This window comes from Bacteroides caecigallinarum, from assembly GCF_021530995.1.
In the GTDB taxonomy this organism is placed as follows: Bacteria; Bacteroidota; Bacteroidia; order Bacteroidales; family Bacteroidaceae; genus Phocaeicola; species Phocaeicola faecigallinarum.
In genome coordinates this window covers 23,807-40,712 of record NZ_JADYTF010000001.1, presented here as the reverse complement: position 1 = coordinate 40,712, position 16,906 = coordinate 23,807, and the positions used below count along the sequence as shown (strand labels likewise).

Annotated in this window: 18 protein-coding genes; 7 read left to right on the top strand and 11 right to left on the bottom strand. The window is 41.5% G+C overall.

The genetic code is table 11. The features are described 5' to 3' along the window. Window position 1 precedes the first annotated feature (1 nt). Together I6E24_RS00170 and rhuM are read right to left on the bottom strand one after the other, a co-directional pair. Window positions 2-460, bottom strand: a complete 459-nt coding sequence (locus tag I6E24_RS00170) for an alanyl-tRNA editing protein (RefSeq protein ID WP_235325268.1) — start codon at window positions 458-460, stop codon at window positions 2-4. A 4-nt stretch (window positions 461-464) separates the two neighbouring features. Further along, complete coding sequence (gene rhuM, locus I6E24_RS00165) at window positions 465-1,508, bottom strand: virulence protein RhuM/Fic/DOC family protein (protein ID WP_235325266.1); 1,044 nt, start codon at window positions 1,506-1,508, stop codon at window positions 465-467. Window positions 1,509-1,737: 229 nt separating this feature from the next. Here rhuM and lepA point away from each other — a divergent pair, with 229 nt between their 5' ends. After that, a complete protein-coding gene (lepA, locus tag I6E24_RS00160; protein WP_235325264.1) occupies window positions 1,738-3,519 on the top strand; it encodes a translation elongation factor 4 in 1,782 nt (593 codons plus the stop codon). A 131-nt stretch (window positions 3,520-3,650) separates the two neighbouring features. Continuing rightward, complete coding sequence (locus I6E24_RS00155) at window positions 3,651-4,391, top strand: UDP-2,3-diacylglucosamine diphosphatase (RefSeq protein WP_235325262.1); 741 nt, start codon at window positions 3,651-3,653, stop codon at window positions 4,389-4,391. Between the two features lie 93 nt (window positions 4,392-4,484). Here I6E24_RS00155 and I6E24_RS00150 read toward each other — a convergent pair whose 3' ends face one another. Then, window positions 4,485-5,036, bottom strand: coding sequence for an NADH peroxidase (locus I6E24_RS00150; protein WP_235325260.1), 552 nt, complete (start codon window positions 5,034-5,036; stop codon window positions 4,485-4,487). 49 nt (window positions 5,037-5,085) lie between these two features. Then, window positions 5,086-5,508 carry a Fur family transcriptional regulator gene (locus tag I6E24_RS00145; protein ID WP_235325258.1) on the bottom strand — a complete coding sequence of 141 codons (423 nt, stop codon included), beginning with the start codon at window positions 5,506-5,508 and terminating at the stop codon, window positions 5,086-5,088. A 176-nt stretch (window positions 5,509-5,684) separates the two neighbouring features. On the opposite strand from I6E24_RS00145, the gene I6E24_RS00140 reads away from it, so the two are divergent. After that, the gene (locus I6E24_RS00140) at window positions 5,685-7,622 is read left to right on the top strand and encodes an NAD(+) synthase (RefSeq protein WP_235325257.1); all 1,938 of its coding nucleotides are present in this window, start codon (window positions 5,685-5,687) and stop codon (window positions 7,620-7,622) included. Window positions 7,623-7,788: 166 nt separating this feature from the next. Here I6E24_RS00140 and I6E24_RS00135 read toward each other — a convergent pair whose 3' ends face one another. The 7 genes from I6E24_RS00135 to I6E24_RS00105 form a co-directional block, all read right to left on the bottom strand. After that, window positions 7,789-8,739 carry an alpha/beta hydrolase gene (locus I6E24_RS00135; protein WP_235325255.1) on the bottom strand — a complete coding sequence of 317 codons (951 nt, stop codon included), beginning with the start codon at window positions 8,737-8,739 and terminating at the stop codon, window positions 7,789-7,791. Between the two features lie 9 nt (window positions 8,740-8,748). After that, window positions 8,749-9,492 carry a shikimate dehydrogenase family protein gene (locus tag I6E24_RS00130; protein WP_235325253.1) on the bottom strand — a complete coding sequence of 248 codons (744 nt, stop codon included), beginning with the start codon at window positions 9,490-9,492 and terminating at the stop codon, window positions 8,749-8,751. Window positions 9,493-9,510: 18 nt separating this feature from the next. Further along, window positions 9,511-10,251, bottom strand: a complete 741-nt coding sequence (gene ubiE, locus I6E24_RS00125) for a bifunctional demethylmenaquinone methyltransferase/2-methoxy-6-polyprenyl-1,4-benzoquinol methylase UbiE (protein ID WP_235325251.1) — start codon at window positions 10,249-10,251, stop codon at window positions 9,511-9,513. Window positions 10,252-10,319: 68 nt separating this feature from the next. Then, complete coding sequence (locus I6E24_RS00120; RefSeq protein ID WP_235325249.1) at window positions 10,320-11,264, bottom strand: phosphoribosylaminoimidazolesuccinocarboxamide synthase; 945 nt, start codon at window positions 11,262-11,264, stop codon at window positions 10,320-10,322. Between the two features lie 39 nt (window positions 11,265-11,303). Then, entirely contained in the window at window positions 11,304-12,332 is a 1,029-nt protein-coding gene (locus I6E24_RS00115) for a PhoH family protein (protein WP_235325247.1), read from the bottom strand. A 103-nt stretch (window positions 12,333-12,435) separates the two neighbouring features. After that, window positions 12,436-13,062, bottom strand: coding sequence for a lysine exporter LysO family protein (locus tag I6E24_RS00110; protein WP_154043011.1), 627 nt, complete (start codon window positions 13,060-13,062; stop codon window positions 12,436-12,438). Next, a complete protein-coding gene (locus tag I6E24_RS00105; protein ID WP_154043010.1) occupies window positions 13,052-13,336 on the bottom strand; it encodes a LysO family transporter in 285 nt (94 codons plus the stop codon). The genes I6E24_RS00110 and I6E24_RS00105 overlap by 11 nt, the downstream gene beginning before the upstream one ends. Before the next feature lie 373 nt (window positions 13,337-13,709). On the opposite strand from I6E24_RS00105, the gene I6E24_RS00100 reads away from it, so the two are divergent. From I6E24_RS00100 to I6E24_RS00085, 4 genes are read left to right on the top strand one after another with little or no spacing between them, the layout of a single operon-like run. After that, on the top strand, window positions 13,710-14,219 hold the full coding sequence (locus tag I6E24_RS00100) for an ECF transporter S component (protein WP_235325245.1): 510 nt from the start codon (window positions 13,710-13,712) through the stop codon (window positions 14,217-14,219). 14 nt (window positions 14,220-14,233) lie between these two features. Next, window positions 14,234-14,440, top strand: coding sequence for a Sec-independent protein translocase subunit TatA/TatB (locus tag I6E24_RS00095; protein WP_235325243.1), 207 nt, complete (start codon window positions 14,234-14,236; stop codon window positions 14,438-14,440). A gap of 2 nt (window positions 14,441-14,442) precedes the next feature. Further along, entirely contained in the window at window positions 14,443-15,243 is an 801-nt protein-coding gene (gene tatC, locus I6E24_RS00090) for a twin-arginine translocase subunit TatC (protein WP_235325241.1), read from the top strand. Beyond that, entirely contained in the window at window positions 15,236-16,900 is a 1,665-nt protein-coding gene (locus I6E24_RS00085; protein WP_235325239.1) for a M23 family metallopeptidase, read from the top strand. The genes tatC and I6E24_RS00085 overlap by 8 nt, the downstream gene beginning before the upstream one ends. Window positions 16,901-16,906: the final 6 nt, after the last annotated feature.

Genomic DNA, 16,906 nt, shown 5'->3' with positions numbered 1-16,906 from the left:
ATTACTTAATAAGTTTGAATCTTATCCTCAGAATGCCGTCGTTATAGTCGTGGCTTATAATTTTGAATGTTCCAATTTCTGATGTGTTATTAACATGGAGCCCAATGCAGAGGCATTCGTCGTAATCGCCAACCTTTACTATTCTCACAGTATCCGAGGCGTTTTCTGGCAAGCGTTTCAAGTCAAATCTGTCTGCAGCTTCCTTCTGTGTTATGAATTCTGTTGTCACATCAAGATGCCGTGCAATAACACTGTTTACGGTATCTTCTATTCTTGTAATATCTTCATCGTTCAGAGGCTGTGGTATGGCATAGTCCAGTTTGCTTTTCTTCCTTTCGATATGTGCCGAAACAGCTCTTCCGCATCCGAAGAGGTTTATCATTGTTCTGTTGATTATGTGTTCGCAGGTGTGCATTGGAGGAAATTCCTGTTTGTTGTGTGCGTTAAGTTGGGTTTCCATAAATTTAGTTATTCTGATTAATTAGATTTACAATTACTTTTACAATAATATCTTTTTCTTCTGTTCTGCTTTCTGCAATCATTAATGTAATGGCTACTAAAGTATTGTCGGCTATTCGTTTTTCTCCATTCTGTCTGTAAAGTATCCCATTGTTTTCCATAAACCAGAGAAACAGCATTGCGGCTATTCGTTTGTTCCCATCACTGAAAGAATGATTCTTAGTCACTAAATATAGTAGCATTGCTGCTTTCTCTTCAATACTTGGATAAAGCTCAATTCCACCGAAAGTCTGGTATATAGTAGCGATTGAACTTTTGAATGACTGATCTTTCTCATGTGCAAACAATTCGCTTTCACCGAATTTTCCTTTCAGGCTATTGATTGCTTCCATTGCATTCTCGTAAGTAGCCTGGAATTTATCACCTTTAGTTGTATGCTCTATAGTAAGTTGCTGATAGTCATATTTGTCAAGAGTGTCTAATGCATATACATAATCAGTCACTACGGCTAAAAGTCCTTTTGATTGGTCGGAAGTTAGCTGTTCCTGATTTTTTATTGTGTTTCCAAGAATGCGAACAATATCTTTAAGTTCCTCATATCTTTCCAATTTTATTTTCTGATTAATGGCATATCCCTTTATAATGTATTCTTTCAGGATTTTATTGGCCCAGATTCGGAATTGGGTACCACGTTTGGATTTTACACGATAACCTACTGATATGATAACGTCTAGATTGTAAAGTGATGTTTCATACTTTTGATCACCTTCATAACCCATATGTGCAAATTTTGCACATGTGATATTTTTCTCTAATTCACCTTCTTTATATATGTTATTTATATGCCTTCCAATAACTGTTCTGTCTTTTTGAAACAGTTCGCTCATTTGCGCCTGTGTCAGCCAAACAGTGTCATTATTTATTTTTACATCCAGTTTGATTTCACCATTCTCAGCCTGATAAATAATTATATTGTCTGAAAGCTCGGATGCGTTTATTGTAGGATATTCCTGCTCGTTGTGTATATTATGCTGAGTTGATGGTTCCATAATTAACTACATTATTGTTTGTTCTGCAAATTAACTAAAAATATTCATTACTCTGATAGAATTGTTATTCTACATTCTGATTTTTCATTGCTATGATGATAGAAATAATTACTGATAAATTAGAGAAATATCAGGCATTTAGTGAGTAAATGTCTTTTTTCATACATTGAAAATAGGCGATTTTTCATTATCTTTGCACTCAAATTAATTTTTACGCATTAGAAAACGAATGAAGAATATCAGAAATTTCTGCATAATCGCACATATAGACCATGGAAAGTCAACTTTAGCAGACCGACTGCTGGAATACACACAGACAATCAAGGTCACTGAAGGACAAATGCTTGACGACATGGATCTGGAACGTGAGCGTGGTATAACAATCAAGAGCCATGCCATCCAGATGGAATATACCTACAACGGTGAAAAATATATCCTTAATCTTATTGACACTCCGGGACACGTGGACTTCTCATACGAGGTTTCACGCTCAATCGCCGCATGCGAAGGAGCTCTTCTTATAGTAGATGCTTCGCAGGGTGTACAGGCTCAGACAATCTCGAATCTTTATATGGCACTAGAGCATGACCTGGAGATTATTCCGGTTCTCAACAAGTGCGACATGGCAAGCGCTATGCCTGAAGAAGTGGAAGATGAAATCATAGACCTTCTGGGATGCAAGCGCGAAGAAATTATCCGTGCGTCTGGTAAAACTGGTATGGGTGTTGAGGAAATACTAAAGGCTGTTGTTGAACGTATCCCTCATCCGGAAGGTGACGAAGAGGCTCCTCTGCAGGCTCTTATCTTCGACTCTGTATTCAACTCTTTCCGCGGAATCATTGCATATTTCAAGATTGAAAACGGAGTATTGCGTACAGGTGATAAGGTAAAATTCTTTAACACAGGTAAGGAATATGATGCCGATGAGATTGGTGTACTGAAGATGGATATGGTACCTCGCAAGGAACTGCGTACAGGTGACGTGGGATATATCATTTCAGGTATCAAGACATCCAGAGAAGTAAAGGTAGGAGATACTATTACTCATATAGCAAATCCGTGTGATAAGGCAATCGAAGGTTTTGAGGAAGTCAAGCCTATGGTCTTCGCAGGTGTATATCCTATTGAGGCAGAAGATTACGAGAACCTTAGAGCATCATTGGAAAAACTACAGCTTAACGATGCTTCGTTGACATTTCAGCCTGAATCATCATTGGCTTTGGGTTTCGGTTTCCGTTGCGGATTCCTAGGATTGCTTCACATGGAAATCGTTCAGGAACGTCTGGACCGCGAGTTCGATATGAACGTCATTACTACTGTGCCTAACGTATCGTATATGATTTACGACAAACAGGGTGGAGTACAGGAAGTGCACAACCCTGGCGGTATGCCTGACCCAACATTGATTGACCATATTGAGGAGCCGTTTATCGATGCTTCCATAATTACTACTACCGATTATATCGGTCCAATCATGACCTTGTGTCTTGGCAAGCGTGGTGAGTTGGTTCGTCAGGATTATATATCTGGTAACCGTGTGGAATTGCATTACAAGATGCCGCTTGGTGAAATCGTGATAGACTTCTATGATAAGCTGAAGAGTATCTCCAAGGGATATGCTTCATTTGATTATCACCAGTCTGGCTTCCGTCCTTCAAAACTAGTCAAACTTGATATTCTTTTGAACGGTGAGTCTGTGGATGCGCTTTCTACTCTTACCCATTTCGACAATGCATACGACCTTGGAAGACGCATGTGTGAGAAACTGAAAGAACTTATCCCACGCCAGCAGTTTGAAATCGCAATTCAGGCTGCAATCGGTGCGAAGATCATTGCCCGCGAAACTATCAAGGCAGTGCGTAAGGACGTAACTGCCAAGTGTTATGGTGGTGACGTGAGCCGTAAGCGTAAACTTCTTGAAAAACAGAAGAAGGGTAAGAAACGTATGAAGCAGATTGGTACTGTGGAAGTGCCGCAGAAGGCATTCCTTGCAGTATTGAAACTTGACTAATATATTTACTGAATAGTAAAACGAACCCATGACGTATGATTTATACCGTTGTGGGTTCGTTTTTTTTCTTGTTATAAACTTACTATATAAGTATTTTTTTTGTAAGTTTGTATCACTATAAAGAAACGGCAATGCAGTTGAAAAAACATTACAAGACAATAATATTATCAGACCTTCATTTGGGAATGCCTCATGCCAAGGTAAATGAGCTTATTCAGTTTCTTCGTTCCGTGTCATGCGAACGGTTGATTCTGAACGGTGATATTATTGACGGGTGGTACATACACAAGCATCCAAAGTGCGCTTGGAGAAGTGACCTGATGCGTCTGTTTCGTACCATATCGGAGATGATGAAGAACAGCACGTCTGATGTTATTTATACATACGGCAATCACGATGACTTCATGCAGAGGTATGTAGGTAAGGTGGTAGTAGGTATAAAAGTATTCAGAGACTTTACTCTCTCAAGTGGAGGCAAGAAGTTCCTTGTTACGCATGGTGATTGTTTCGATACCGTAAACCGTAAAGCCACATGGCTCTCAAAAGTTGGAGCTTCATGCTATGAGTTTCTTCTTTTCATAAATGAGTTTTATAACAAATACAGGGCTTTGCGTCATAAACAGCCGTTTTCTTTCGCGCAGGTAATAAAACGATGGACAAAGAAACTGGTCTCTAATTTTACAAATTTCGAAAAGCAGATAACAGACTTTGCCGTAAAAAATAATTACGACGGTATTATTTGCGGACATATCCATCACCCGGAAGATACTCATCTTGGAAATATCCGCTATCTTAATTCCGGCGACTGGATTGAGAATAAGTCAGTTCTGATAGAAGATGAAGACCAGAACTGGAAAGTCCTGATGGCATAATTCTGACTTATTCCTTTTTTTTGATGTGATAATAAAAAAATACCAGACATATCCTTCGATATGCCTGGCATAAACCTATTCTGTAATAGTAAATTATTTCTTGAAGTATCTGTTGTACAAACCTTCGAAACCTTTTCCGTGACGAGCTTCGTCCTTAGCCATTTCGTGAACTGTATCGTGGATAGCGTCAAGGTTAAGAGCTTTAGCACGAGTAGCGATACGTTTCTTGTCAGCGCAAGCACCGCTTTCAGCGTTCATACGCTTTTCCAGGTTAGTCTTAGTATCCCATACGCAGTCACCAAGAAGTTCAGCGAACTTAGCAGCATGTTCAGCTTCTTCCCAAGCGTAACGTTTGAAAGCTTCAGCTACTTCTGGATAGCCTTCGCGGTCAGCCTGACGGCTCATTGCCAAGTACATACCTACTTCTGTACATTCGCCCATGAAGTGGTTGTTAAGGTCTTTAATCATTTCTTCGTCGCAACCTTTAGCTACACCGATAACGTGTTCGTCAACGAATTCAAGACCGCCTTCTGTTTCAACCATTTCGTTGAACTTAGAAGCTGGAGCCTTACACAATGGACACTTTTCAGGAGCTGAATCACCTTCGTGGATGTAACCACATACTGTACAAATAAATTTCTTCATAATAGTAATAAGTTAGTTAGTTGTTAAATTAATATTTTGTAATCCGATTTTAATTTTTGTCGGAATTATTCTTTTTGCAGTCTGGGCAAACACCTTTGTAATAGTTGTGTACCTCTTCAACGCTGAATCCTTTGTCTGCCATGTCATTCATGGCTTTTTCGTTGATATGCATAGGCATATCGAAAATCTTACCGCAGCATTTGCACTGGAAATGTGCATGTGCCGATGTGTCACCATCAAAACAAGCGTTGCGCTCGTCTATCGTTAGCATCTTTGCGGCTCCATGTTCAACAAACAACTTCAGCGTGTTATATACAGTTGTTTTTGAAAGGGTAGGAATATCATCGTGAAGTGCCATATAAATCTCATCAATACAAGGATGAGTGTGGTGCTTCATCAGATAGTCCATGATTGCGATGCGTTGTACGGATGGCTTGATGTCGTAACTAAGCAAATATTCGTAAACGTTCATACTCTCTTTCAATTCTGTAATTATTACAATTTTATTTCAATGGCAAAGATACAAACTTTTTTCTAAACTACAAGTTCCAAACTTACTTTTTTGTTTTTTTTACTTTTAACTTAACTGCTGTGCAAAGGAATAATTTGTATTTTTGCACAGACTATACATTATATATAACAAATTATATGAAATTTGGTTTTGTAAAAGTGGCGGCTGCCATTCCGACGGTAAAGGTGGCCGACTGTAAATTCAATGCACAGCAGACCGAGACACAGATTATGGTGGCTGACGGCAAGGGTGTGCAGATTGTGATTTTCCCCGAACTGAACCTTACGGGATATTCATGTGGCGATCTGTTTTCGCATAAACTGCTTATTGAACAGGCTGAAATGGCTTTGATGCAGGTGATGAACAATACACGCCAACTGGATATTATATCTATAGTAGGCATGCCGGTAGTGGTCAATTCTACTTTGGCCAATTGTGCTGTAGTCTTTCAGAAAGGAAAGATTCTTGGAGTAGTGCCTAAAACTTATCTTCCCAATTATAAGGAATTTTATGAGCAGAGATGGTTCGCGTCGTCGCTCACTTATGCAGGAGTTTCTTCAGTAAGACTTTGCGGACAGATTGCACCGTTTGGCAAGAACCTGCTTTTCGATACGTCGGACACATGTTTCGGAATAGAAATCTGCGAGGATGTATGGGCTCCAGTACCTCCAAGCTCTGAACTTGTGCTGAAGGGAGCAGAGATAATATTCAATATGTCTGCCGATACAGAGAACATAGCAAAGCATCAGTATCTGCGTTCATTGCTCGCACAGCAGTCTGCACGCTGTCTGGCAGGATATGTTTTCGCTTCAAGCGGTTTTGGCGAGTCTACCACAGATGTGGTGTTTGCCGGCAATGCGCTTATTTATGAGAATGGAGCCTTGCTTGCTGAGGCTGAACGCTTTTCTTTCAATGCGCAGTTAGTAACCAGCGAGATAGATGTGGAACGTCTGCGTGGTGAGCGCCTTGTAAATACCACATTTGCAGCCAGTGTCAGGGCATACTCTTCTGCGGACGTACAGCATCTTCAGACTGAACTTGTAAACAGTCGCGAACTCTCGCTTACAAGATATGTCGATCCTCATCCGTTTGTTCCTGCAGGCGGAAAGCTTCTTGACGAAAGATGCGAGGAGATATTTTCCATTCAGGTGGCAGGACTTGCAAAACGACTTGTGCACACCAATTGTAAGACTGTGGTAGTAGGAATATCCGGAGGTCTGGATTCTACATTGGCTCTTCTTGTGTGTGTAAAGACCTTCGACAAGCTTGGATTGCCGCGCAAGGGTATAGTAGGTATCACAATGCCGGGATTCGGAACGACGGACCGTACATACAATAATGCCCTTACCCTGATGAGTTCTCTTCAGGTCACTACCAAAGAGATAAGTATCAAGGACGCCTGCATACAGCACTTTAAGGATATTGAGCACGATATGTCTGTTCATGATGTCACATACGAAAACGGTCAGGCTCGCGAACGTACACAAATCCTTATGGACTATGCCAACAAGATTGGCGGTCTGGTGATTGGTACGGGGGATTTGTCTGAACTTGCTCTCGGATGGGCTACTTATAATGGCGACCACATGTCTATGTATGGTGTTAATGCCAGCATCCCTAAGACGCTGGTACGTTATCTTGTAAACTGGGTGGCTCAGACTGGTGTAGACGTGATATCACGCAACACGCTGCTTGATATTATTGATACGCCGATTAGTCCGGAGCTTATTCCTGCCGACGAAAACGGAAATATCAAGCAGAAGACTGAAGACCTGGTAGGTCCGTATGAACTTCACGACTTCTTCCTGTATTATTTCCTAAGATTCGGAATGCGTCCGGCAAAGATTTTCTATCTTGCAGAGATTGCTTTCAGAGGAACATACGATAGTACTACTATAAAGAAATGGCTCACAAACTTCTGCCGCCGTTTCTTCAACCAGCAGTTCAAGCGTTCATGTCTTCCTGACGGACCTAAGGTCGGTTCCGTATCACTCAGTCCTAGAGGCGATTGGCGTATGCCGAGTGATGCAAGTGCGGCAATGTGGCTCAAGGAATGTGAGGAACTTGTAGGATAATATTGTCAGATTCTTAATTGCATGATGTAAAACGTAACGGCATAAATGCCGTTACACGAACGTGTTCTGCTCGGAACACGTTCGTGTCGCGCGCGTTGCGCGTTCGTGTTTCGGGCGGAACACGAACGTGTAACGCTTTCTTTTTATAGATATTCAATGATTTGTATCAGTTGATATACTTTTCAGTAAACGCTTTTACCCTCTTTGTATATTCTTCAGGATAGTTTTTATACGATGTGGCATGGTCGGTTTCTGGCACGAGCCATATTTCTTTCGGCTCTGATTTCGCGGCATATACTTCGTTCACCATGTATGTAGGAACGAAATCATCTTTGTCGCCGTGTATGAAGAACATCGGTTTCTTGCATTTCTTTACTTGTTCTATAGCCGATGCTTCGTGGAAATTCCATCCGTTCTGAAGTTCGCAAATCCAGCTGGCAGTATATAGCAGCGGGAATGCCGGAAGGTTGAACTGCTCTTTAAGCTCCTTTTTGAACTGTTCCCAAACGCTGGTATATCCGCAGTCCTCTACAAAACATCTGATATATTCAGGCAATACTTCGCCCGAGGTCATCATCGTAGTGGCTGCCCCCATTGATATTCCGTGTACAACAGCCTGGATAGAGTCGCCGAAAATTCCCGGAGTCAGGTTTATCCATTCCTTTACGTCAAGACGGTCCAGCCAGCCCATCTGTATGGCATCGCCTCCGCTCAGTCCGGTGTATCTCAGGTCAGGGATTATGATGTTGTAGTCCAATGACTGATTGTACATATACCCGATGTGGAACATTCTTATGGCACTGTCTGTATATCCATGTACTATAACCGCTGTCTTTTTTGTAGGGCGTGATGCGTATGCATAATAAGCATGCAGCCTGATTCCGTCCGGTGCGGTGATGAAAGTGTCTTTCAGCAATTGGTTTCCCTGAAGACTGTCCAGCCATCCGTTTATCTGAGGATAGGTGTCTCGCATATAGGCTTCAGAACCTGCCAGGTCCTTACCTCTGTTTTCGGGGCGAAGAGAATAGTCTATCATGTAGAGACTTCCGCCCACCAGTCCGCCTGCAATCACAATGATAATGATTGCCAGGCTGATTATTAATTTCTTGTGTTTCATTTTTTTATGTTATTTGTTCCAGATTTCCCATGCACCGAAGGCCTGCAGCAGAAGCATTTCAAGTCCGTTTTTTACTATTGCTCCTTTGTCCGAACCGTTTTTCATAAATAGCGTGGTGTCCGGATTGTAAAGCAGGTCGTAGAGCAAGTGTTCCGGAGTGAGACAATCGTATGGGATATTAGGACATTCGTCTGCCTTGGGATACATACCTGTAGGTGTGCAGTTCACTATCACCTTATATTCTTTCATCACTTCCGGAGTAATGTCATCGTATGTGATGGTATTCTCGTTTCTTTTCGATCTGGATACGAATTTCGTTTCAAGCCCCAGTTTGTGAAGTCCGTAGTTGATGGCTTTCGATGCTCCTCCTGTACCTAAAATGAGGGACTTCTTGTGGTGTGGCTCAAGCAGCGATTCTATAGACTGTGTAAATCCCATTACATCAGAGTTATAGCCTATAAGTTTCACCTTACCCTTGTTCCTCTCTATCTTTATCACGTTTACTGCCCCTATTGCCGCGGCGTCTTTGTCAAGTTCGTCCAGATATCCTATAACTTGCTCCTTGTATGGTATAGTCACATTAAGTCCGCAGAGAGTAGGGTTCGCCTTTATCACTTTGTTAAAATCCTCTATTGTAGGAATCTCAAAATTTACATACTCTGCATCAATGTTTTCCGAATGAAATTTCTCGTTGAAAAAGTTTTTTGAGAAAGAATGCCCCAAAGGGTAACCGATTAAGCCGAATTTCTTCATTGTAGTAAAAATTTTAAGTTATTTTGTCGCAAAGTAGAGTGTACAGATACCTAATGTAAGTCTTTTGAATGTCACTTTGCTGAAACCTGCCTTATATAGAATCTGTTGCATTACTTCTCCCTGTGGAAAAGCCTTTATGGATTGTGGCAGGTATGTGTATGCACTGTTGTCTTTCGATAGTAATTTCCCGATTGTAGGAATTACGACTTTCGAGTAGATGGCATAAAGCTGTTTCATCGGAAATGTTTCCGGCTCGGACAGTTCCAATATGACCAGATGTCCGTCTGTTTTCAGAACGCGGTGCATTTCTGTCAGACCTTTGTCAAGGTTCTCGAAGTTGCGTACCCCGAATGCCACTGTTATGGCATCGAATCTGTTGTCGGGGAAGGAGAGTGAAGTACAGTCTTCCTTGGCAAAGGAAATCTGTCTTTCCAGTCCACACTGTTTTACCTTTTCACGTCCCACATTCATCATACCCTCCGAGATGTCGGTACCTATAAGCTCTTCCGGCTGAAGCACACGGCATGCCTGTATGGCAAAATCGCCTGTTCCTGTAGCTACGTCCATCATGTGCATAGGGCGGTATGGCTTGAGCATATTGATGGCCTTGCGTCGCCAGCTCTTGTCAATACCAAGCGAAAGTACATGGTTCAGATTGTCGTAGGTAGGGGCAATGTTGTCGAACATTTTTTCTACCTGTACAGCTTTGCTTTCGTCCTGATTATAGGGTTTTATGTTTTCTTGAGGATAGTTTGACATCTTGTGAGTTAGTGTAGGATTTGTGGATAGAATATATGATGGGCGGGAAAAGCCCCGCCCGGTCATAATTATTTCAAGTATTCAGTAACGTTCTTTTCGATGCGTGATGCAAGTTCTGCTGTATCAGCCTTTACGAATGTTTCACCAGTGATGTGTTCGTAAAGTTCGATGTAGCGTTCGCTGATAGAGTTTACTATTTCCGGAGTCATTTCAGGAACAGTCTGTCCTTCCTTGCCCTGGAAGCCGTTAGCCATCAGCCATTCGCGTACGAATTCCTTAGAAAGCTGTTTCTGAGGTTCGCCTTTTTCGAAACGTTCTTCGTAACCTTCTGAGTAGAAGTAGCGGCTTGAGTCAGGAGTGTGGATTTCGTCCATCAGATAAATCTGACCGTTGTGCTTACCGAATTCGTATTTAGTGTCAACGAGGATAAGACCGCGTTCTGCAGCTATCTTTGTACCGCGTTCGAACAAAGCCAGAGTATATTTCTCCAGTGTAGCATATTCTTCAGGAGTAGCAAGACCTTTAGCGAGGATTTCTTCTTTAGAGATATCTTCGTCGTGCATACCCATTTCAGCCTTAGTGGTAGGAGTGATGATTGGTGTAGGGAATTTCTGGTTCTCGCGCATACCTTCAGGAAGTTTCACACCGCAGATTTCGCGAACACCGCTCTTGTAAGCACGCCATGCGCTACCGCACAAATAACCGCGAACAATCATTTCTACAGGGAAACCTTCGCACATTACACCTACAGTGACCATTGGGTCCGGAGTAGCGAGTTTCCAGTTTGGACAGATGTCAGTTGTAGCATCAAGGAATTTGGCTGCAATCTGGTTCAACATCTGGCCTTTGTAAGGAATACCTTCAGGCAATACAACGTCGAATGCCGAGATACGGTCTGTTGCAACCATGACTAATTTTTCACCGTTGATGTTGTAAACATCGCGAACTTTTCCGTGGTAAACACTCTTCTGACCAGGAAAGTTGAAGTCTGTTTTTGTTAATGCTTTACTCATCTTTTCTATATATTTTAGGAAGTAAATATGTTGTTTCCATTATTGTTTTGACGCAGCTTTCTTTTCTGTTTTTTCAGCTTTGTCCTTTTCTTCTTTTTCGGCTTTTGCTTTCTCCGCTTTCTCGGATTTTATTTTCTCCTCGAATTTCTCGTAAGCCTCCACAATTCTTGTCACCAGTTTGTGTCTTACGATATCCTTTTTGTTAAGCTCTATGAAACTGATGCCTTTCACTCCTTTCAGGATTTTCATTGCCTGTACCAAGCCTGATGTCTGCGACGAATGAAGGTCAATCTGCGTCATATCGCCAGTGATAATCATCTTGGTGTTCATACCCATACGGGTGAGGAACATCTTTATCTGCTGAGTGGTAGTGTTCTGAGCTTCGTCAAGGATTACTACCGCATCGTTCAGCGTACGTCCGCGCATAAATGCAAGAGGAGCAATCTGAATGATGTTCAGTTCCATGTATTCCTTCAGTTTGGCGGCAGGAATCATGTCTTGCAGAGCATCGTACAGCGGTTGCAGATACGGGTCTATCTTGTCCTTCATGTCTCCCGGTAGGAATCCCAGTTTCTCGCCTGCCTCTACAGCCGGACGGCTTAATATGATTTTTTTGATTTCCTTGTTTTTGAGAGCTCTCACAGCCAGAGCTATTGCGGTATAAGTTTTGCCCGAACCGGCCGGTCCTATGGCGAATATCATATCGTTTTTTTCGAAATCCTTTACCAGTTTCAGCTGATTGGGACTTCTCGGAATGATAGGTTTTCCGGTGACGCTGAACACGATTGCCTCGCTGTTCTTTTCTATTTTTGTGTTTTTGCCTTTTACTATGTCCAGAATAACCTCCTCGTTGAGTGAATTGTATATCGAGCAGTGTTTTTCCAGTGCTGTCACAGCTTCTTCGAAGGCACACATTTCCTCCTCGTCTCCCATTATCTTTATGACATTTCCTCTAGCCACTATCCTCAGTTTGGGAAACAGAGCTTTAATCATTTGCATGTTGACGTTGTTCACGCCATAGAAGATAACCGGATCGATATCTTCAAGTACAATATGTTTTTCTATCATTCAGTCAAATTCAATATCCTTTAGTTTTGTATATTTTTCTGCAAATTTAATGAATCCTTTTGATTGTTATGTACAAACAGGTATAAAAAATGCCGGCTTATGACTAAAGCCGGCAAAAAAATGATACGAAAAACGGTACCGTAAGGTCTATCAATATCCCGTGGAAAATTGCTACGGGAATCATGTCTTTTCCTGAATACCTTGTTATAATAGGTAGTACTACATCCATAGAGTTTACTCCGGCAGCTGATATAGGTGCCAGTTTGCCGAAATATTTCACCAGCAGCGGTGTCCCCAGCAAAGCCATCATCTCGCGGAAGATATTCGAAAGAAGGGCTATGGTTCCCAATTCCGTAGCAAGCTGAATGCCGAGAGATGCTTCCTTGAACTGTGTTATCAGTATTGAAGACAGTGAATAATAGGCAAATCCGCTACCCACAGCCAGACAGTCGAAAATGCTCCATTGCGAAAGAAGCAGACTGGCAAATGCCGAAAACAGCAGTGTGCCGATAATAGTGGCAAGAGGTATGAGCAGATATTTGGGACGTATATCCTTTACTATAGACTTCAGATCCTTGCTCGAACCTATGCTTAGTCCCACCTGCAGCATAAGTGCATACAGTATATACATTGACAGGTTGCTTTTCTGCAAGTCGAGAGGTATTATGTCCAGTACTCCCAATATGCAACCTGCCATAAAAAACAGAAGAACAATCATGCTACCCTTCATGGCTTTCTCCTTTCTTGAAAAACAGTGTCAGTACCAGCCATGCCGCGATGATGCTTCCGCAAGTAGCCGAGAACGCTATTATTGCCGCCTGCCATCCGAAGCTTCCCAGGTTTTCTATTATCCTGTCGTTCGATCCTACTGACAGCCCCATTATGAACAAAAGCAATATGATAGTATAAGAAATGGTCTTTTCTGTTTTTTTCAGAAAATCCAGGTTTCTGAAAATATAACCCAAAATAATTCCTGTGAACATTGTTCCTATGATTGTAAACATAACCGTACTATATTAAAAATGAGAGAATATGATTGCCTTGGGATACATATATAATGTACCTCTTAATAAAGAAAAATGATATGTAGAAGTTATGCTTATTCGAATCCGCTGAACCAATGAACGGACGCACTGCGATGTCCAAATGTAAGATAAATTCGGAGCGGAGTGTGTGGTTGTATGTATGTCAGAATTTTGTTCATCGGTAGTTTGTTTGTTTTGTTTTGCGATGCAAAGGTAAGATGAAATTGCATATTTTCCAAATATTTATAAGTTTTTCATTTGGTATGGAAATTATTTCATTCATAATATGGTAGATAATTGAGTGAAAGTAATAACTTTGCAACTATTAATAATGTAAACATTTATATTTGATATGAATACAGCATTTAACTTTGTTTCTTTATCCTACAGGCAGAGCAGGACATATCTGTTTTCTGTTCTCTTTATACTTGGAAATATACTTCTGCCTCAGTTGTGTCATCTGGTTCATCTTGGCGGTCCTACTATGTTGCCTATTTATTTTTTCACTTTGGTTGGGGCATATAAATATGGAGTGAAGCTTGGTCTGCTAGTTGCAATTCTTTCTCCTCTTGTAAATTCATTTTTCTTCGGAATGCCGGTACCGGCTTTGCTTCCGGCTATAATATGTAAGTCTGTACTGCTTGCGGTGGCAGCTGGATTTTTGGCTAGCCGTACCGGAAAGCTTTCTATATTCTCACTGATAGGTGTCGTACTGTTTTATCAGATAGTAGGCGGGATGGCAGAATGGGCTATAAGTGGCAGTTTTGATGCAGCTCTTCAGGATTTCAGAATAGGTGTTCCGGGAATGCTTCTTCAGATTTTCGGAGGATATTGGCTTTTAAAATCGATTTCAAAAATTTAAATTCATAAAAACATATGACAACATTATTACTATTGGGGATAGGGATGCAGGAAGTCCTGCTTATCGGACTTATTTTTTTGCTTTTGTTTGGTGGAAAGAAGATACCTGAACTGATGAAAGGATTGGGTAAAGGAGTAAAGAGTTTCAAGGATGGAGTGAAAGGAATAGAGGACGATATCGAGATGTCCGATAAAGAAAATAAAGATAAGAAAGCGCAATAAAAGTGGAGCAGGACGATAAAGTGATGACTTTTTGGGACCACTTGGAGGAGCTACGAGGTGTGCTTTTCCGTATAGTTGGGGTGGTAGCGTTGTTCACCATAATAGGCTTTTGTTTCAAGGACCAGCTTTTCGCGGTTGTTCTTGCGCCTAAGGAATCCGATTTCATTTTTTATAGATTCCTATGTCGTTTGTCAGAGTTGCTTGGTATGCCTGGGTTATGTCCGGGCGAATTCTGTTCCACGCTCATCAATACTCAGTTGGCTGGTCAGTTTATGATGCATGCCATGGTGTCAATATACGCAGGTCTGATTGTAGCATCACCATATGTCATCTACAAACTGTTTCATTTTATATCACCTGCGTTATATGAGAATGAACGTAAATATTCTGTTCGTGTGGTAACGAGCGGGTATCTGCTGTTTATTATCGGTGTGTTGGTAAACTATTTTATCATATTCCCGCTTACATTCCGTTTTTTGGCATCCTATCAGGTCAGTCTTGATGTTCAGAACACAATAATGCTTTCATCGTATATCGACACGCTGATGCTTCTGAGCCTGTTGATGGGAATAGTTTTCGAGATACCGGTAGTTTGTTGGTTCCTTGCCAAGATAGGGGTATTGCATTCTTCGTTCATGCAGAAATATAGAAAGCATGCATACGTTGTGGCACTTATAGTGGCGGCTGTGATTACTCCTACGTCTGATGTGTTTACATTGTTGCTTGTTTCAGTACCGATATTTGTATTATACGAAGCAAGTATTCTTATAGTAAGAAAGGTTGATAAGAATGTCGATGATTGATTTAAGAAAATCTATATTTGCAATCTTGTGTTGTATTGTCTCAGCGTCTTATGCCGGCGATACAATAAAGTATTGTTCTCCTCTTGATTTTCCACTGTTATTGAGTGCCAACTTTGGTGAGTTGCGACCGAATCATTTTCATAACGGTCTGGATTTCAAGACAAAAGGTACGGTAGGACATCCAGTAAGATGTATTGCCGACGGGTATGTATCACGTGTTGCGGTTCAGCATAGCGGATATGGTCAGGCTATATATATCACTCATCCCGACGGGCATACTTCCGTATATGGTCATGTTCTTTCATTTGCTCCAGAAGTGGAGAAGTATGTAAGGGACTACCAGTATTCCAACGAGACTTTTGTATGTTATCTCTATCCCGAACCCGGCCAATTCGAGTTCAAGCAGGGCGACATCATAGCATTGAGCGGTAATGAAGGTTCATCTGCCGGTCCTCATCTTCATCTTGAAATAAGAAAAACCGGTACAGATGAATATCTTGACCCTATGCCTTATTTCAGCAGCAAGATAAAGGATACCAAGGCTCCGAAGGCAAGCTTTATAGGACTTTATCTTGTAAAGGGTAAAGGAGTAGTGGAAGGCTCTACCAATAAAAAGATTTACCCTGTGGCATCAATCAAGTCGCCGGTTACTGTATGGGGGCAGATATATGCTGCCATTAGTGCCAAGGATTATATGGACGGCACATCCAATTTCTATGGAGTACATTCCGTAACTCTTTATGTCGATTCTGTTGAGGTGTTCAACAGTAAGACGGACAGGGTTCTTCCCGATGAAAACAGAATGATAAATACCTTTACAGATTATGATGAACTTGTGCGTTCACGCAGATTGATGATGCGTTCGTACAAGTCTCCCGGAAACAAGCTGCGTCTGCATCATACAGGTGATGGAAGAGGTGTAGTAAACATCGATCAGGAGAAGGATTATAAGTTTGTATATGTACTTGAAGACAGTTTTGGTAATAAAAGCACGTACAGGTTTACAGTGAGAGGAAGTAAGCAGGAAATCCCGGAATACCATATGAAAGGAGAGGAACTGTTGCAGTCTTCTCATACGGCTATTATCCAGCGTCCAGGTATGGAGTTTATTATCCCAAAAGGAATGCTTTATGACGATGTGGAAGTTACTGTAGGTATTTCATCCGCAGATACAACAGCCGTTTCTCTTGAATATGATATTGATGCCGGAAACACTCCGCTTCACGGTTATTGTCCACTCGCTATAGGAGTAAGAAAACTGAATACTGTATCTCCCGATAAATACTATATCAGGCAGATTGACGACAGGAGGACATATTATGTAGGAGGTGAATACGACAATGGCTGGATGAGGGCAAAGGTACGTAACTTCGGAAAATATTCTGTGGCTGTTGACACTGTTCCTCCTTCTGTCGTTCCGCTTGATAAGGCAAAATGGCGTTCTACTTCGAATATCCGTTTCAAGGTGTCCGACAAGGCTACAGGGATAGCTTCATATAAAGTATATATCGACGGAAAGTTCGTTCTCTTCGGTCTGAAGAAGGGTATCCTTGTCATCCAGGATAAGGAAAAAGTAAAGAGGGGAGTACCTCACAAGCTGGAGGTCGTGGTGACCGACAATTGCGGAAACGAAACACGTAAACAATTAAATTTCTAAATAACT

Bases quoted from the DNA above. Each gene is read 5' to 3' on its own strand.
- I6E24_RS00170 (WP_235325268.1), bottom strand. From the start codon at position 460: ATGGAAACCCAACTTAACGCACACAACAAACAGGAATTTCCTCCAATG.
- rhuM (WP_235325266.1), bottom strand. From the start codon at position 1,508: ATGGAACCATCAACTCAGCATAATATACACAACGAGCAGGAATATCCT.
- lepA (WP_235325264.1), top strand. From the start codon at position 1,738: ATGAAGAATATCAGAAATTTCTGCATAATCGCACATATAGACCATGGA.
- I6E24_RS00155 (WP_235325262.1), top strand. From the start codon at position 3,651: ATGCAGTTGAAAAAACATTACAAGACAATAATATTATCAGACCTTCAT.
- I6E24_RS00150 (WP_235325260.1), bottom strand. From the start codon at position 5,036: ATGAAGAAATTTATTTGTACAGTATGTGGTTACATCCACGAAGGTGAT.
- I6E24_RS00145 (WP_235325258.1), bottom strand. From the start codon at position 5,508: ATGAACGTTTACGAATATTTGCTTAGTTACGACATCAAGCCATCCGTA.
- I6E24_RS00140 (WP_235325257.1), top strand. From the start codon at position 5,685: ATGAAATTTGGTTTTGTAAAAGTGGCGGCTGCCATTCCGACGGTAAAG.
- I6E24_RS00135 (WP_235325255.1), bottom strand. From the start codon at position 8,739: ATGAAACACAAGAAATTAATAATCAGCCTGGCAATCATTATCATTGTG.
- I6E24_RS00130 (WP_235325253.1), bottom strand. From the start codon at position 9,492: ATGAAGAAATTCGGCTTAATCGGTTACCCTTTGGGGCATTCTTTCTCA.
- ubiE (WP_235325251.1), bottom strand. From the start codon at position 10,251: ATGTCAAACTATCCTCAAGAAAACATAAAACCCTATAATCAGGACGAA.
- I6E24_RS00120 (WP_235325249.1), bottom strand. From the start codon at position 11,264: ATGAGTAAAGCATTAACAAAAACAGACTTCAACTTTCCTGGTCAGAAG.
- I6E24_RS00115 (WP_235325247.1), bottom strand. From the start codon at position 12,332: ATGATAGAAAAACATATTGTACTTGAAGATATCGATCCGGTTATCTTC.
- I6E24_RS00110 (WP_154043011.1), bottom strand. From the start codon at position 13,062: ATGAAGGGTAGCATGATTGTTCTTCTGTTTTTTATGGCAGGTTGCATA.
- I6E24_RS00105 (WP_154043010.1), bottom strand. From the start codon at position 13,336: ATGTTTACAATCATAGGAACAATGTTCACAGGAATTATTTTGGGTTAT.
- I6E24_RS00100 (WP_235325245.1), top strand. From the start codon at position 13,710: ATGAATACAGCATTTAACTTTGTTTCTTTATCCTACAGGCAGAGCAGG.
- I6E24_RS00095 (WP_235325243.1), top strand. From the start codon at position 14,234: ATGACAACATTATTACTATTGGGGATAGGGATGCAGGAAGTCCTGCTT.
- I6E24_RS00085 (WP_235325239.1), top strand. From the start codon at position 15,236: ATGATTGATTTAAGAAAATCTATATTTGCAATCTTGTGTTGTATTGTC.